Annotated in this window: 19 protein-coding genes; 10 read left to right on the top strand and 9 right to left on the bottom strand. The window is 59.9% G+C overall.

What is annotated here, in order from left to right; translation table 11 throughout:
* Nucleotides 1-171: 171 nt before the first annotated feature.
* Nucleotides 172-525, top strand: coding sequence for a hypothetical protein (locus tag ACR0KL_RS17855; protein ID WP_170494124.1), 354 nt, complete (start codon nt 172-174; stop codon nt 523-525).
* A gap of 89 nt (nt 526-614) precedes the next feature.
* Here ACR0KL_RS17855 and ACR0KL_RS17850 read toward each other — a convergent pair whose 3' ends face one another.
* Both ACR0KL_RS17850 and ACR0KL_RS17845 read right to left on the bottom strand, forming a co-directional pair.
* Nucleotides 615-1,142, bottom strand: coding sequence for a L,D-transpeptidase family protein (locus tag ACR0KL_RS17850; RefSeq protein ID WP_170681276.1), 528 nt, complete (start codon nt 1,140-1,142; stop codon nt 615-617).
* A 3-nt stretch (nt 1,143-1,145) separates the two neighbouring features.
* Entirely contained in the window at nt 1,146-2,318 is a 1,173-nt protein-coding gene (locus tag ACR0KL_RS17845) for a PatB family C-S lyase (protein ID WP_170681274.1), read from the bottom strand.
* Nucleotides 2,319-2,412: 94 nt separating this feature from the next.
* Between ACR0KL_RS17845 and def (ACR0KL_RS17840) the strand changes: the two genes are divergently transcribed.
* From def (ACR0KL_RS17840) to speB, 6 genes are read left to right on the top strand one after another with little or no spacing between them, the layout of a single operon-like run.
* Nucleotides 2,413-2,931 carry a peptide deformylase gene (gene def / locus ACR0KL_RS17840; protein ID WP_170681272.1) on the top strand — a complete coding sequence of 173 codons (519 nt, stop codon included), beginning with the start codon at nt 2,413-2,415 and terminating at the stop codon, nt 2,929-2,931.
* On the top strand, nt 2,928-3,422 hold the full coding sequence (gene def, locus ACR0KL_RS17835) for a peptide deformylase (protein WP_170681270.1): 495 nt from the start codon (nt 2,928-2,930) through the stop codon (nt 3,420-3,422). The genes def (ACR0KL_RS17840) and def (ACR0KL_RS17835) overlap by 4 nt, the downstream gene beginning before the upstream one ends.
* A 44-nt stretch (nt 3,423-3,466) precedes the next feature.
* Nucleotides 3,467-4,381, top strand: coding sequence for a methionyl-tRNA formyltransferase (gene fmt / locus ACR0KL_RS17830; protein ID WP_170681268.1), 915 nt, complete (start codon nt 3,467-3,469; stop codon nt 4,379-4,381).
* Nucleotides 4,382-4,387: 6 nt separating this feature from the next.
* Complete coding sequence (locus ACR0KL_RS17825; RefSeq protein WP_170380460.1) at nt 4,388-4,624, top strand: hypothetical protein; 237 nt, start codon at nt 4,388-4,390, stop codon at nt 4,622-4,624.
* A 1-nt stretch (nt 4,625) separates the two neighbouring features.
* Nucleotides 4,626-4,862: a GlsB/YeaQ/YmgE family stress response membrane protein gene (locus ACR0KL_RS17820; protein ID WP_170380459.1), complete on the top strand. Its 237-nt coding sequence runs from the start codon at nt 4,626-4,628 to the stop codon at nt 4,860-4,862.
* Nucleotides 4,863-4,921: 59 nt separating this feature from the next.
* Nucleotides 4,922-5,743, top strand: coding sequence for an agmatinase (gene speB / locus ACR0KL_RS17815; RefSeq protein WP_170681266.1), 822 nt, complete (start codon nt 4,922-4,924; stop codon nt 5,741-5,743).
* 2 nt (nt 5,744-5,745) lie between these two features.
* On the opposite strand, the gene ACR0KL_RS17810 is transcribed toward speB, so the two are convergent.
* The 7 genes from ACR0KL_RS17810 to ACR0KL_RS17780 form a co-directional block, all read right to left on the bottom strand.
* On the bottom strand, nt 5,746-6,348 hold the full coding sequence (locus ACR0KL_RS17810) for a COG3904 family protein (protein WP_480555454.1): 603 nt from the start codon (nt 6,346-6,348) through the stop codon (nt 5,746-5,748).
* A gap of 36 nt (nt 6,349-6,384) precedes the next feature.
* The gene (locus ACR0KL_RS17805; protein WP_170681264.1) at nt 6,385-7,008 is read right to left on the bottom strand and encodes a trimeric intracellular cation channel family protein; all 624 of its coding nucleotides are present in this window, start codon (nt 7,006-7,008) and stop codon (nt 6,385-6,387) included.
* Nucleotides 7,005-7,472: a ribonuclease HI gene (gene rnhA, locus ACR0KL_RS17800; RefSeq protein WP_170380455.1), complete on the bottom strand. Its 468-nt coding sequence runs from the start codon at nt 7,470-7,472 to the stop codon at nt 7,005-7,007. The genes ACR0KL_RS17805 and rnhA overlap by 4 nt, the downstream gene beginning before the upstream one ends.
* Nucleotides 7,465-8,058 (bottom strand): class I SAM-dependent DNA methyltransferase, encoded by a 594-nt coding sequence (locus ACR0KL_RS17795; protein WP_480777336.1) that lies wholly within the window; start codon nt 8,056-8,058, stop codon nt 7,465-7,467. The genes rnhA and ACR0KL_RS17795 overlap by 8 nt, the downstream gene beginning before the upstream one ends.
* Entirely contained in the window at nt 8,055-8,507 is a 453-nt protein-coding gene (locus ACR0KL_RS17790; protein WP_170380453.1) for a DUF3429 domain-containing protein, read from the bottom strand. Before ACR0KL_RS17790 ends, ACR0KL_RS17795 begins: the two co-directional genes overlap by 4 nt.
* A complete protein-coding gene (gene ispH / locus ACR0KL_RS17785; RefSeq protein ID WP_170681259.1) occupies nt 8,504-9,454 on the bottom strand; it encodes a 4-hydroxy-3-methylbut-2-enyl diphosphate reductase in 951 nt (316 codons plus the stop codon). The genes ACR0KL_RS17790 and ispH overlap by 4 nt, the downstream gene beginning before the upstream one ends.
* A gap of 187 nt (nt 9,455-9,641) precedes the next feature.
* Nucleotides 9,642-10,217 (bottom strand): LabA-like NYN domain-containing protein, encoded by a 576-nt coding sequence (locus tag ACR0KL_RS17780; protein ID WP_039541714.1) that lies wholly within the window; start codon nt 10,215-10,217, stop codon nt 9,642-9,644.
* Nucleotides 10,218-10,355: 138 nt separating this feature from the next.
* Between ACR0KL_RS17780 and folK the strand changes: the two genes are divergently transcribed.
* From folK to ACR0KL_RS17765, 3 genes are all read left to right on the top strand, one after another.
* Nucleotides 10,356-10,925 carry a 2-amino-4-hydroxy-6-hydroxymethyldihydropteridine diphosphokinase gene (gene folK, locus ACR0KL_RS17775; protein WP_170681257.1) on the top strand — a complete coding sequence of 190 codons (570 nt, stop codon included), beginning with the start codon at nt 10,356-10,358 and terminating at the stop codon, nt 10,923-10,925.
* Nucleotides 10,926-11,021: 96 nt separating this feature from the next.
* Nucleotides 11,022-11,375, top strand: a complete 354-nt coding sequence (gene rpoZ / locus ACR0KL_RS17770) for a DNA-directed RNA polymerase subunit omega (protein ID WP_170380450.1) — start codon at nt 11,022-11,024, stop codon at nt 11,373-11,375.
* Between the two features lie 26 nt (nt 11,376-11,401).
* A complete protein-coding gene (locus ACR0KL_RS17765) occupies nt 11,402-13,534 on the top strand; it encodes a RelA/SpoT family protein (RefSeq protein ID WP_170556386.1) in 2,133 nt (710 codons plus the stop codon).
* Nucleotides 13,535-13,544: the final 10 nt, after the last annotated feature.

Genomic DNA, 13,544 nt, shown 5'->3' with positions numbered 1-13,544 from the left:
AGAACCCGGCCTTCCTATGGCAGCCCGCGCGCATCCAGCCTGCACCTGCGCACATCACCGGCCTGAGATGCGCGCGCAACATCTGCGTGCGCTGTGATGTTATGTGGTCGGCTTCACTGGATTTTTACAGTTTTGCCTCCACAATAAGAGATATCGAAGGGGGGAAATTTGATGAGTACCTATGTTTCCAAGGAAATGAGCGCTGAGTTGGAGGCTGCGCGAATCGCCACTTTGAAAAAGACCAGCCGTTTGCGGGTGGAAATGGGCGACAATTACTTCAAAATTCTTAGATTGTGGAAGAATGGATTTACAGTCGAGGCTGAAACCACGCCGCGTTTGCGCGGGTTGGTCGATATCCATGACGGTGCGAACCATTTGTATCAATGCCTGATCGTCGCGGACGAGGAAGAGGCAGGCGAAATGCGCTATGAGTTCAAGCGCAACACGGCGGCTTCCGACAAGGCACCGCTGGATTTCTACCGCGCACCGGATGCTCCCATTGCCCTGCTGGGGTACGAGGACTGAAGCGCTTTCCCTAAGGGCAGTTTATCGAAAGGCGCGTTCGACCGCAGGGAGGGGCCGCGTGTTTCGGCTCAAATCAAACGGAAAGCGATCTAGGGTCGAATTTCGACGGTTGTTCCGGTCGGAGTCAGGCTCCAAAGCTGGGCCATCTTTTCATTGGACAAAGCGATACAGCCCAGCGTCCAGTCTCCGGGCAGGGTGAGGCCGACAACGCCATTTGGTTGCCCGTGAATGAAGATATCGCCGCCGGGGTCTATGTCCTGCTGCTGTGCGCGGGCGATGTCTTCGGGTTGCGGGTAGTCGATCCCAAGTGACAGGTGGAACGCACTGTTCGGATTGCGCCGGTCGATGGTGAACACTCCGACGGGCGTCCTACCGTCGCCTTCCTGCTCCTTATCTCCTTCCGGTGCGAACCCCAACGCAATCTCGGTTTGCAGTACGATGGCGCCATCCAAGGTTGCGGTCAGACGACGGGCAGATTTTTCGATCAGAATGTGGTCGATCTGTGCCGCGTCAGGCGCCATGGCAGGCGCGGGAGGGCGCGGCCCGTATCTCTGCCAGCCGATCCAGCCAAGGGCCGCGATCAGAAAGACCAGCGTGATCCGGGCCAGCAGGCGCATCCGCTATTGCAGATCCCCGAACGCCTGTTTCAGCCGCGCGCAGGCCACTTCGACGCGGGCGCGTTGGGTGGCAAGATTGAAGCGTTCGAAAGTCTCGCCGCCCGAACCAAATCCGGGGCCTGACGAGGTCGCGATCCGCGCATCTTTGCGCAGGCGTCGAACGAACTCATCATGGTTCATCCCGGTGCCCGAGAAATCGACCCAGGCCAGATAGGTCGCCTGCAGGGGCATCGACCAAAGGCCGGGAATCTCGGCGATCGTGGCGTCAAACAGCTGGCGGTTTTTATCCAGATGCGCGACCTGAGCATCCACCCATTCCGCCCCTTCGGGCGTGTAGGCGGCGGTGATCATGGCCACGCCCAAGGCGCTAGGTTCATAGTCCAACGTATCCAGCCGGTGGCGCATCGCCGCGCGCAGCTTCGGGTCGGGGATGATCATGTTGCCGGTGCGCTGTCCCGCAATATTGAAGGTCTTCGACGCCGCCGTAAGAGTCACAGTCCAAGGTCGTGCCTCAGGTGCTGCGACATCCATCGGGACAAACTTCGCCCCCGGGTAAACCAGATCATGATGGATCTCATCCGAGACCAGAATCAGCCCGTTGCGCCCCGCGAATTCAGCCACCGAGCGCAGCTCCTCAGTCGTCCAAACCCGGCCCGACGGGTTTTGCGGCGAACACCACAGCAGCAGCTTTTCTGACCCATCCAGACGCGATTGCGCGTCGTCCAGATCAATCGCGTAGCTGTCGCCGTCGCGCACCAGCGGGCATTCCACCACACGGCGTCCGGATTTGTTAACCTTATGGGCAAACTCATGGTAAACGGGCGTGAAGATCACAGCGCCATCGCCCGGTTCGCTCCAGACATCCAGACAGAGGGCGATTGCATTGCCCAAACCTTGCGAGGTCAGCACCCAATCGGTGTCGATTTGCCAGTCATGGCGGGTTTGCATCCACCACTGAACCGAAGCCAAGTATTCAGGGTGTTTCCACGAATAGCCAAAGACCCCATGTTCGGCTGCACGGCGCACCGCATCAATCACGCACGGCGCGGTCTGATAGTCGGAATCTGCCGTCCACATCGCCAGCCCATCATCGGGGGATACGCCGTAGAGTTGCTCCATCTTGTCCCATTTTGAACTGTGGGTTCCGCGGCGGTCGGTTGGGGTATTGAAAGTCATGTCTGCTCCATCTGTCGAGGCGAAAGCTAACTACAAATCGGACGGGTGCAAGGGGGGCGTTGCGGCGACGGGCGGGATGCCCTAAATCAGCCTCATGAAACGCACTATTTTGATCCATCCCGATCCTCGCCTGAAAAAGGTCTGCGCCCCGGTTGCTGATCTGACAGATGATCTGCGCAAGCTGGCCGATGACATGTTGGAGACCATGTATGATGCGCCTGGCATTGGTCTGGCCGCGCCGCAGATCGGAGTGCTGGATCGCCTGATCGTTCTCGATTGCGTCAAGGAAGAAGGCGAGGCTCCTCGTCCGCTGGTCATGTTCAACCCCGAAATCATCGCCTCGTCGGATGAGACCAATGTCTACGAGGAAGGTTGCCTGTCGATCCCGGATCAATATGCCGAGGTTACGCGGCCTAAAACCGTCGACGTGGCCTGGATGGACCAGAATGGTAGCGCGCAGCAGGAGAGTTTTGATGGGCTCTGGGCCACCTGCGTGCAGCATGAGATCGACCACTTGGATGGCAAGCTGTTCATCGACTACCTCAAGCCGCTAAAACGGCAGATGATCACGCGCAAGATGCAAAAGCTCAAGCGCGAGAAGGCCCGCACATGAGTGTCCGCACCTGCCTGCCATGGCCGGACAAACGCCTGCGGACCAAGGCCGAGGATGTGTCTGAGATCACCGATGAGATCCGGGCCATATGGGACGATATGATCGACACGATGGAGGCGATGCCCGGTGTAGGTTTGGCCGCGCCTCAGATCGGGGTGATGCTGCGTCTGGCCGTTGTCGATGGCTCGACCGAGCGCGGTCGGGTGGTACGACTGGCGAACCCGGAAATCCTGCACAGCTCGATCGAGTTGCGCGAACATGATGAGGCCAGCCCGAATCTGCCGGGCGTGTCGGCCAAGGTAAAGCGCCCTCGGGCCGTGACCGTCAAATTCCTGAACGAACAGGGCATCATTGACTGCCGCGATTTTGTGGGGATCGAGGCCACCAGCGTGCAGCACCAGATCGACCATCTGAACGGCCGGATGTATTTCGACCGCCTCAGCAAGGTCAAACGAGACATGCTGCTGCGCAAAGCCAAAAAACAGGGGTAGGTCGGGCTTCAGACCGGCACCCGGAAATCGTACCGGAGCGGAAGATGCGACTAATTTTCATGGGCACGCCCGATTTTTCGGTCCCGGTATTGGACGCTCTGGTCGATGCGGGGCATGAGATCGCCGCCGTCTATTGCCAGCCCCCGCGCCCTGCTGGCCGGGGCAAGAAAGACCGCCCGACACCCGTGCATGCGCGCGCCGAGGCGTTGGGGCTAGAGGTCCGGCACCCAGTCTCGCTGAAATCGCCCGAAGAACAGGCCGCGTTTGCCGCCTTAAACGCGGATGTGGCGGTAGTCGTCGCCTACGGCCTGCTTCTTCCGCAAGCCATTCTGGACGCACCCGCACAGGGTTGTCTGAACATCCATGCGAGCCTGTTACCACGCTGGCGCGGGGCCGCGCCGATCCATCGCGCGATCATGTCGGGCGACGTGGAAACCGGCATCTGCATCCTGCAGATGGAGGCGGGTTTGGACACCGGCCCCGTTCTGATGCGTGAAGCCACGCCGATCGAGGCCGAGGAGACCACCGCGCAGCTACACGACCGGCTCTCGACAATGGGGGGCGCGTTGATCACCGAAGCCTTGACCCAGCTGCCGGACCTCACCCCCCAGCCACAACCCGAAGAGGGTGTCACCTACGCCTCGAAGATCGACAAATCCGAGGCGCGGATCGACTGGACCCGTACCGCGGTTGAGGTCGACCGCCAGATCCGGGGCCTGTCGCCCTTTCCCGGCGCGTGGACCGAGATGGAGGGCGCGCGCCTCAAGCTGCTGGCTTCGCGCGTGGCACAGGGGCAGGGCACTCCGGGAGAGGTCCTGACATCCGAATTGCATGTCGCCTGCGGGCAGGGCGCGGTTGAACTGTTGCGCTTGCAACGGGCAGGCAAAGGCGCGCAGGATAGGGAAACCTTTCTGCGGGGTTGGCCCATCCCGGTCGGCACCCGCCTGACGTCGGAGTAGAGACAGATGTTCATGGTCCTGATGGGCACCGTCGTGATTGCCGGGATTGTCGGCTACCTGTCCGAGAAGACGGAATTCACCCATAACGGTTACCTGCAATCCATCATTATCTGTGTCGGCGGCGCGTTCCTGTTCTACTTCGTCCGCATCATGTTCGGCATTAGCTTTGGCCCGCCTGGGCTGGACGCGGTTCTATCCTCAATCGGTGCGCTGATCATCGTGCCGACCCATTGGAGGCGATGACATGCCTGTCGTCGCCCTGATCGTGATCGGAGCCGCCGCAGGGTTCCTCGCGACCCGCCTGATGCGGATTGAGGCCGATATTCCCACTACCATGCTGATTGGTATCGTCGGTGCCTTGGTCGGCGGGTTCCTGTTGCGTGCACTGATCACCGTTTCCGGCTGGTTGTCCGGTTTTGTGGGGGCGGTGCTGGGCGCGTTGCTGGTGATCTGGATATGGCAGAGTTTAAAGCGCCGTTAAGGCTTGACCTTTCCCTTGGGTCGCCGCCTGATCAAGTCGAGTTTTCAAGCAGGTGACCCATGTCTTATGATCTGAACGCCGGTGATGTTGCCCTGATGGGCGTTCCACTGGATTTGCATTCCTCATTTCTGCAGGGTCCGGCCTTTGCACCCGGGCGCATTCGCGAGGCGTTGCATTCCGGTGCGGCCAATCTGACGGCCGAGGATGGCACCGATCTGGGGGCCACGGACCGGTTCAAGGATACGGGTGATCTGGAGGTGTTCGAGATGCGCGGGCATGAACCAATCGACCGGATCGAGGCCGGGGCCGCCGCACGGATCGAAACCGGCGCGCGGCTGTTGTCTCTGGGCGGTGATCACTCGGTCGCGTTCCCGCTGATCAAGGCCCATGCCGAGCGGTACGAGGGGCTGAACATCCTGCATATCGACTCGCATCCCGACCTGTATGACACGCAAGATATTGGCCCTCTGGGCCATGGCTGCCCTTTCGCGCGGGTGATGGAGACCGGCAAGGTCAAACGTCTGGTTCAGGTCGGTATCCGCACCATGAACAAGCACCAACAGGAGCAAGCGGACAAGTTCGGGGTCGAGGTGATCGACATGCGCAATTGGCGTCCCGATCTGGAGATCAGCTTTGACGGGCCGGTCTACCTGTCTCTGGACCTCGACGCGCTGGACCCGGCCTTTGCACCGGGTGTGTCACATCACGAACCTGGTGGGCTCAGCACACGCGAGGTGATCGACCTGATCCATCGGTTCGAGGGGCAGTTGGTCGGCGCGGATATTGTCGAACTGAACCCCCATCGCGACCCCTATGGAATGACCGCAATGGTTGCCGCGAAATTCGTCAAAGAGATTGGCGCGCGGCTGTTGTCGCGCTGATTTCAGCGCGCATCGCAGGTTGAGGCTGACCCCAGAAGCGTCGCGCGCGTGGTAGCCATGTCGTAGCTGTTGGCCTCGGCGGCTGTCATCCAGTGCATTTCGTCCTCCGAGGCGACCTCTAGCGTGTACCAATAGAAATCCTCGGACACGCCGATATAGTCATAGTAGTCCAGATATCGGTCGTGTTCGGGGTCGTCCTTGGGCAGTTCGGTAGCGATGATGCCCCCTCCGCCCCAGCTATGAACGCCGACGCAAGCGCCGGGCTGCAAGGTGCGCCTGTTGCCCGCCAGAAACAGGTCCGTCCCGCCCGAGGCGACCATGCCATCAGACGGCACCACCGTGTCAAAACCATGGTTGCGCACCTCGCGCGAGAAGATCACGTTGGCGTCGTCATCCACCGATCCTTCGATGCTTTGCAGGACAAGCGTTTTGATCTGCGGGTTGTCGGCGGCCACCGCACGAAAGGCGCCAAGGGTGGTGTGGTCGATGGCTCCGGTGACGACGATCTGATCGCCCTGGGCCACGAATCGCGTCGGGCTATAGGGTTCCGCGCAAGAGGCGAGCCATAGCACACTGGCGGCGAACAAGAACAGGACGGGTTTCACGAGTGGGCCTTCGGTTTGTTTCGGGCGGTACACGCCCTATTGGCGCGGCGGGCGGGCTTTGTAGACGGGAAGCCTCCAACCAAAGGTAAGCGATCCGGCGCGCAAGGCCCAGCAGATCGCGGCACATAGCGCCAACGCGGGCAGGCCCTCGAGACCAAGTCGTGTCGCGACTACCGCCGTCAACGCACCGGCAAACGCGCATGAGACGTAAAGCTCTCCCTGTTTCAGGACCAGAGGGACCTCATTGCAGACCACATCGCGCATCAATCCGCCCAGACATCCGGTGGTGACGCCCATCAGCACCACGATGATGCCGGATTGATCCAGCGAAAGAGCTGCTCCGGTTCCCGCAGCAACGGCAATGGACAAAGCGAAACTGTCCAGCCAGATCAGCCAGCTATAGCGGCTTTCGACCAGATGCGCGGTGAAGAACACAAGAACGGCGGCCCCGACCGCGATCAGGATGTAGTCCGGCTGGCCAACCCAAAAGACCGGATGGCGATCCAGCAGCAGGTCCCGCACGGTGCCGCCTCCGACCGCAGTCAGGCAGGCGATAAAGGCAAACCCGACCAGATCAAGCTGCGCCCGGCTGGCCACCAGCGCCCCGGTCAGCGCGAAGACCAGAACCGAGGCGTAATCCAGCAGGGCAAGCGCGCTCACTCCTGCGCCTTTGCGGGTTTGAAGGGAGCCATGCCCGCGCGGGCCAGCTCATCTGCTTTTTCGTTTTCGGGATGGCCTGCATGGCCTTTGACCCATTCCCATGTCACGTCATGACGACCCTGCGCCTCGTCCAACCGCTGCCAAAGGTCGACATTTTTGACGGGTTTCTTGTTCGAGGTTTTCCAACCGTTCCGTTTCCACCCGAAAATCCATCCCGTCACGCCGTTCTTCACATAGGCGCTGTCGGTCACAACGGTGATCTTGGACGCGCGCTCCAGCGCCTCCAGCGCGCTGATCGCGGCCAGCAGTTCCATCCGGTTGTTGGTGGTCTCAGCCTCACCGCCCTTAAGTTCCCGTTCTTTCAGGACCGAGTCCCCCTGCATCGCGCGCAGCAGCACGCCCCAGCCACCGGGGCCGGGATTGCCGGAACAGGCGCCGTCGGTATAGGCAAATAGCTCAGGCATGGGCGGCAAGCCCAATCCAGTCCGAGACTGAGCCATCCAGCCCGGTGCCGCTGCCAAGTCGTCGTGCGGTGACGGTAAAGCCCGCCTTTTGCAGATAAGTTTTCAAGTCTTCCTCGGAATAATAGCTGTAGAACCGCCCCAAACGATCCGGCCCTTCACCCTGTCCCAGCTTCATGGCGATATAGAAGACGCCCTTGGGTTTCAACGCCCGGTGAATGGCGGCCAGATGGTTCGGGAAATCCGCGCGTTTGGCGTGTAGAAGGCTGAAATTGGCCCAGATGCCGTCATAGACATCCTCGTCCTTCAGGTCCGAGAACGCCGCCTGGCGGGCGGAAACGCCAGGGTGCGCCGAGGCCAGCCGGACCATCTCGGCCGAGGCATCCATGGCCTCAACCTCTAGCCCCGCCTGCGCCATGATCACTGATGAGGCACCGGGGCCGCAGCCCAGATCCAGCACCTTGCCACCTGTTGGGACGGCCTGAATGAACCGGGTCAGTTGCGGGTCCTCGGTGTTGGCTTGATCGGTCAGGTCGGCATAGCGCGCGGCCTGTTCGTCATAGACTGAGATCGTCTCACGATCGCTCATAGGTATACCCCGACAGCCAGGCACAGCAGCACGATGGCCGTCAGCAGGATACGCAATCGCATCCACCAGCGTGGCGCGAGGCCCCAATACCAGAACAGGGCGTCCAGCACCAAAAGCCCGGCAAAGCCGATCATCAGATTGGTGCCGGTGCTGATCGGCCCGCCGCCTGTCATGAAAAACGCCCAAAGGGCGGGAAGGACCGACAGAGTATAGCCCACAGTCGCCCTGCTGCCCGAGGTCTTCGTGGCAAACCCCCACAATACACCGGACATGAAACTCAGGATAACCGAGCCATAGAACAGCTGAATGTAAGGCCCCACGAAACGAGAGCCTAGTTCGCGCATGCCCAGATCGTGCAGATCCGAATTCAGATAAGTCAGTGCCCCCCAAATGAACGGGATCAGCCCCGCCAACCCCAGATAGAGCGCGGATTTGGGGACGCCGTTCATGCCGGTTGCCTCAACACGCGCGGGACTTTGAATTCTACGTTTTCGACAGCGGTTTCCACGAGGTCGACGGTTACGTCGTAGTGATCGCTGAACGCGTCGATGACTTCATTCACCAGTACCTCAGGGGCTGAGGCTCCGGCAGTGATGGCAATGCTCGAAATTCCCTCAAGCGCGCGCCAGTCAATATCGGAGGCACGTTGCACCAACTGCGCATAGTTGCATCCAGCGCGCGAGGCGACCTCGACCAATCGCCGTGAGTTGGACGAGTTCGGAGCGCCCACCACCAGCAGCGCATCCGCTTTCGGCGCTACGGCTTTCACGGCCTCTTGCCGGTTTGTTGTGGCGTAGCAGATGTCTTCCTTGTGCGGGCCGACGATCTTGGGGAACCGCTCTTCAAGCGCCGCGATGATATCCTTGGTGTCATCGACCGACAGGGTGGTCTGGGTGACAAAGGCCAGCTGATCCGGATCTCGGACCTGAACTGTGCCGACATCTTCGACGGTTTCGACCAGCAGCACCTCGCCTTCGGGCAGCTGTCCCATGGTACCGATGGTCTCGGGGTGGCCCTTGTGGCCGATCATTATCATCTGCAAGCCATTATCCGAGTGGCGCTGCGCCTCGACATGGACCTTCGAGACCAGAGGGCAGGTGGCATCGACATACATCATCTCGCGACGAGCGGCCGTGGCAGGTACGGATTTGGGGACCCCATGAGCCGAGAAGATCACCGGCCGGTCATCTGGACACTCATCCAGTTCCTCGACAAACACGGCCCCCTTGGCGCGCAGCCCGTCGACCACGAATTTGTTGTGGACGATCTCGTGCCGGACATAGACCGGCGCGCCCCATTTCTGCAGCGCCATCTCGACGATCTTGATGGCACGGTCCACGCCCGCGCAGAACCCGCGCGGCGCGGCCAGGTACAAAGTCAATGGCGGCTTGGTCATGTCGCTGTCTCCTTGCGCCACAGGTAGGTCTTTTCACGGCCTTGGTCCAGACAGGGCGGCGTCATTGATCTGACATGAATCACTGATAGCCGTTAGGTGTTTCAGTACCAAACCTTAGTTAAAGAAGCGCGGCCAGGGTTTCATACCCTGACCGCGCTAATCTCATCCCCAATCGTGACGCCGAGGGCTAGTGCCCGCCGGCGGCTGCTACACTACGTGGTTCGGTCGGCATTTCCCGAGGCGGGCGGCCGATCACGTCGCGCAGGTCTTCCAGTTCGATGAAGTTGTCAGCCTGGCGGCGCAGCTCGTCCGAGATCATCGGAGGCTGGCTGCGGATGGTCGACACGACCGAAACCCGCACGCCTTGGCGTTGCAGGCTGGCAATTAGCGGGCGGAAATCCCCATCGCCCGAGAATAGCACGATATGATCAACGCGTGGTGCCAGTTCCATGGCATCGACGGTGAGTTCGATATCCATGTTACCCTTTACCTTCCGACGCCCCATACTGTCGGTGTATTCCTTGGCCGGTTTGGTCACCATGGTGAAGCCATTGTAGTGCAGCCAGTCAACCAGTGGTCGGATCGGAGAGTACTCGTCATTCTCCAGCAGCGCCGTGTAGTAGAAAGCACGCAGAAGCTTACCACGGCGCATGAATTCCTGCCGCAGAAGCTTGTAGTCGATGTCGAAGCCAAGTGCTTTTGCGGCGGCATAAAGATTCGAGCCGTCGATGAACAGCGCTAGCCGTTCGTCCTTATAAAACATAAATAGGTCCTTCCGGTATAATCCAGCCCGCTGCGCGTCTAAGAGTGAGTGGTGTAAAATTAAGCGTGCTGGTGTGCCTATAATTAGGGCTTTTAATGCGCATCGCAAGTATGCATTTGGCCGAATATGGGGGTATTAATGGGCAAAACCACTTCAAATGCAGTTGTTGCGATGGGCGCAAATCTCAATCTGAGCGGACTAGGGCCCAAGGTGACACTTCGCAACGCAATAATAGCGCTTGCGGACCGTGGTGTGGTGATTCGCGCCGAAAGCCGGTTTTTTGCAACCCCCTGTTTCCCTCCGGGTGCGGGCCCCGACTACGTCAATGCAGCCCTTTTGATCGAGACTGACCTTACACCTGCGCAGCTGCTGGAGGTTCTGCATGAGGTCGAGCATGAGTTCGGTCGTGAGCGGGTGCAGCGCTGGGGGATGCGGACGCTGGATCTGGATCTGGTGTGCTACGATGATCAGTTATTGCCCGATCCCGCCACCTTCGATCGCTGGCTGACCCTGCCCGCGGATGCACAGCGTCAAGAGGCGCCAGAGCAGCTGATTTTGCCCCATCCCCGCTTGCAGGACCGGGCGTTTGTGCTTGTGCCTATGGCCGACGTGGCCCCGGATTGGCGCCATCCGGTTCTAGGCCAGACCGTCCAACAAATGCTCGAGGCACTGCCAGCTGAAGATATAGCAGCGGTCACACCTTTGTAGATTGGTGGATTTGCGCTATTTCCTGCTTGTCAAGGCGTTCAATCGGTCTTAGATACAACGCTTCCTGATATGGACTCAGCAACGGAGTAGCGTTCCATGGCCCGCGTGACGGTTGAAGACTGCGTAGACAAGGTTCCCAACCGGTTTGAACTGGTGATGCTTGCCGCCCATCGTGCGCGTGAGATTTCCGCCGGTGGACCGATCACTGTGGACCGTGACAACGACAAAAACCCCGTTGTCTCGCTGCGTGAAATCGCGGACGAGACCCAGAGCGCAGACGAGCTGCGCGAGCGTCTGATCGAGGCCAACCAGACCCAGATCGAGGTTGATGAGCCGGAAGAAGATCAGATGGCGTTGCTGATGGGTGCCGAATCGGACAAGCCTGCCGAAGATGACATGTCGGAAGAAAAACTCCTGCGTGCTCTGATGGAGGCTCAAGGGCAGGGGTAAGCCCTCAAAACGAAGGTGCGGACCGGATGATTTCTGCTGACGACCTGATTGCGCTGGTCCGCAATTATAACCCAAAGACAAACGCTGAACGCATCGCCAAGGCCTATGAATTCGGCCAGCAGATGCATGAAGGGCAGTTCCGCCATTCTGGCGAGCCCTATTTTACCCATCCCGTTGCCGTTGCCGCCATCCTGACCGAACAGCGTCTGGATGATGCGACCATTATCACGGCGCTTTTGCACGACACGATCGAAGACACCAAAGCCAGCTATGGTAAAGTGGCCGAGCTGTTCGGGGATGAGGTCGCCAAACTGGTCGATGGCGTCACCAAACTGACCAACCTGCAACTCTCAAGCCGCGAAACCAAACAGGCTGAGAATTTCCGCAAGCTATTCATGGCCATGTCCAAGGATTTGCGGGTGATCTTGGTCAAGCTGGCCGACCGCTTGCATAACATGCGCACGATCAAGGCGATGCGCCCGGAAAAGCAGATCGTCAAAGCACGCGAGACGATGGATATCTACGCGCCGCTTGCGGGCCGGATGGGAATGCAGTGGATGCGCGAGGAACTCGAAGACCTCGCCTTCCGAGTGCTGAACCCCGAAGGGCGTCAGTCGATCATCCGCCGCTTCATCACACTGCAGCGCGAAACCGGAGACGTGATCCACCGGATCACAGGCGACATGCGTCATGAGTTGGAGAAAGCGGGCATCGAGGCCGAAGTCTTCGGTCGCGCCAAGAAACCCTATTCAATCTGGCGCAAGATGCAGGAAAAGGATCAGGGCTTCTCGCGCCTATCCGATATCTACGGCTTCCGCATCATCACCGAAACCGAGGAAGACTGCTACCGCACCCTCGGCGCGATCCACCAGCGCTGGCGCGCGGTGCCTGGCAGGTTCAAGGACTATATATCTCAACCGAAATCGAACGGCTACCGCTCGATCCACACCACTGTCTCGGGGCGTGACGGCAAACGGGTCGAAGTTCAGATCCGTACCCGCCAGATGCACGATGTGGCTGAAACCGGCGTGGCCGCGCACTGGTCTTATCGCGACGGTGTCCGGACCGAGAACCCGTTTGCGGTCGACCCGGCCAAGTGGATTTCGAACCTGACCGAGCAATTCGACAATGAGGAAGATCACGAAGACTTCCTTGAAGCCGTCAAGCTTGAGATGTACTCGGACCAGGTATTCTGCTTCACGCCGAAAGGCGATGTCGTGAAGCTACCGCGTGGGGCGACGCCGATTGATTTTGCCTACGCCATCCACACCCGTATCGGCCACGCCTGTGTCGGGGCAAAGGTCGATGCGATCCGCGTGCCGCTCTGGACCCGACTGAAGAACGGGCAGTCGGTCGATATCATCACCGCCGATGGCCAAACCCCTCAGGTCACTTGGCTTGAGATCGCGGTGACCGGCAAGGCTCGCACCGCGATCCGCCGTGCCCTGCGCGAGGTTGACCGTGAGCGGTTCATCAAACTTGGCAAAGAGCTTGCGCGTTCCGGGTTCGAACATGTCGGCCGCAAATCCACAGACAAAGCGCTGGATACAGCCGCCAAACACCTGCGTCTGAAAGACCGGCATGAGCTGCTGGCACGCTTGGGCAGTGCCGAACTGACAGCCCATGACGTGGTCAGCGCCGTTTATCCGGAACTGACACAGGATGACGGCGATGCGATCCCCCTGCGGCGCGCCGTGATCGGTCTTGAGCCAGGTCAGAAATTCGACCGCGCCCCCTGCTGTCAGCCCCTGCCGGGCGAGCGGATTGTCGGCATCACGCATCGGGGTAAGGGCGTCGAGGTTCACGCCATCGATTGCAACCGCCTGGGCGCATATGAGAATGAGCCCGAGCGGTGGGTCGATCTTCACTGGCATTCCGGCACCCACCCGGCAGTCTATGGCGCGACACTTGACCTCACCATCGGCAACGATGCGGGCGTACTGGGGCGTATTTGCACATTGATCGGCGAGAAAAAGGCCAATATCTCGAACCTTGAGTTCGTCGACCGCAAACCGGATTTTTACCGACTGCTGATCAATGTCGAACTGCGAGACCTTGAACAATTGCATTCGCTGATGCTGATGCTCGAGGCAGAAAGTGACGTGGCCGCTGTCGAACGGTACCGAGAGCGTGAAAATGCCGCCCTGCCGGCTGGTTGAGATGAGGTGA

This window comes from Ruegeria sp. C8 (assembly GCF_056537565.1).
Note: the sequence above shows the minus strand (reverse complement) of the source record. Positions and strands in the feature narration are given on the sequence as shown.

Excerpts from the sequence above, each read along its gene's own strand:
- ACR0KL_RS17845 (WP_170681274.1), bottom strand. The coding sequence starts at position 2,318 with ATGACTTTCAATACCCCAACCGACCGCCGCGGAACCCACAGTTCAAAA.
- folK (WP_170681257.1), top strand. The coding sequence starts at position 10,356 with ATGGGCAAAACCACTTCAAATGCAGTTGTTGCGATGGGCGCAAATCTC.
- ACR0KL_RS17855 (WP_170494124.1), top strand. The coding sequence starts at position 172 with ATGAGTACCTATGTTTCCAAGGAAATGAGCGCTGAGTTGGAGGCTGCG.
- ispH (WP_170681259.1), bottom strand. The coding sequence starts at position 9,454 with ATGACCAAGCCGCCATTGACTTTGTACCTGGCCGCGCCGCGCGGGTTC.
- rnhA (WP_170380455.1), bottom strand. The coding sequence starts at position 7,472 with ATGCCTGAGCTATTTGCCTATACCGACGGCGCCTGTTCCGGCAATCCC.
- def (WP_170681270.1), top strand. The coding sequence starts at position 2,928 with ATGAGTGTCCGCACCTGCCTGCCATGGCCGGACAAACGCCTGCGGACC.
- speB (WP_170681266.1), top strand. The coding sequence starts at position 4,922 with ATGTCTTATGATCTGAACGCCGGTGATGTTGCCCTGATGGGCGTTCCA.
- ACR0KL_RS17765 (WP_170556386.1), top strand. The coding sequence starts at position 11,402 with ATGATTTCTGCTGACGACCTGATTGCGCTGGTCCGCAATTATAACCCA.
- fmt (WP_170681268.1), top strand. The coding sequence starts at position 3,467 with ATGCGACTAATTTTCATGGGCACGCCCGATTTTTCGGTCCCGGTATTG.
- ACR0KL_RS17820 (WP_170380459.1), top strand. The coding sequence starts at position 4,626 with ATGCCTGTCGTCGCCCTGATCGTGATCGGAGCCGCCGCAGGGTTCCTC.
- ACR0KL_RS17850 (WP_170681276.1), bottom strand. The coding sequence starts at position 1,142 with ATGCGCCTGCTGGCCCGGATCACGCTGGTCTTTCTGATCGCGGCCCTT.
- rpoZ (WP_170380450.1), top strand. The coding sequence starts at position 11,022 with ATGGCCCGCGTGACGGTTGAAGACTGCGTAGACAAGGTTCCCAACCGG.
- ACR0KL_RS17825 (WP_170380460.1), top strand. The coding sequence starts at position 4,388 with ATGTTCATGGTCCTGATGGGCACCGTCGTGATTGCCGGGATTGTCGGC.
- ACR0KL_RS17780 (WP_039541714.1), bottom strand. The coding sequence starts at position 10,217 with ATGTTTTATAAGGACGAACGGCTAGCGCTGTTCATCGACGGCTCGAAT.
- def (WP_170681272.1), top strand. The coding sequence starts at position 2,413 with ATGAAACGCACTATTTTGATCCATCCCGATCCTCGCCTGAAAAAGGTC.
- ACR0KL_RS17790 (WP_170380453.1), bottom strand. The coding sequence starts at position 8,507 with ATGAACGGCGTCCCCAAATCCGCGCTCTATCTGGGGTTGGCGGGGCTG.
- ACR0KL_RS17795 (WP_480777336.1), bottom strand. The coding sequence starts at position 8,058 with ATGAGCGATCGTGAGACGATCTCAGTCTATGACGAACAGGCCGCGCGC.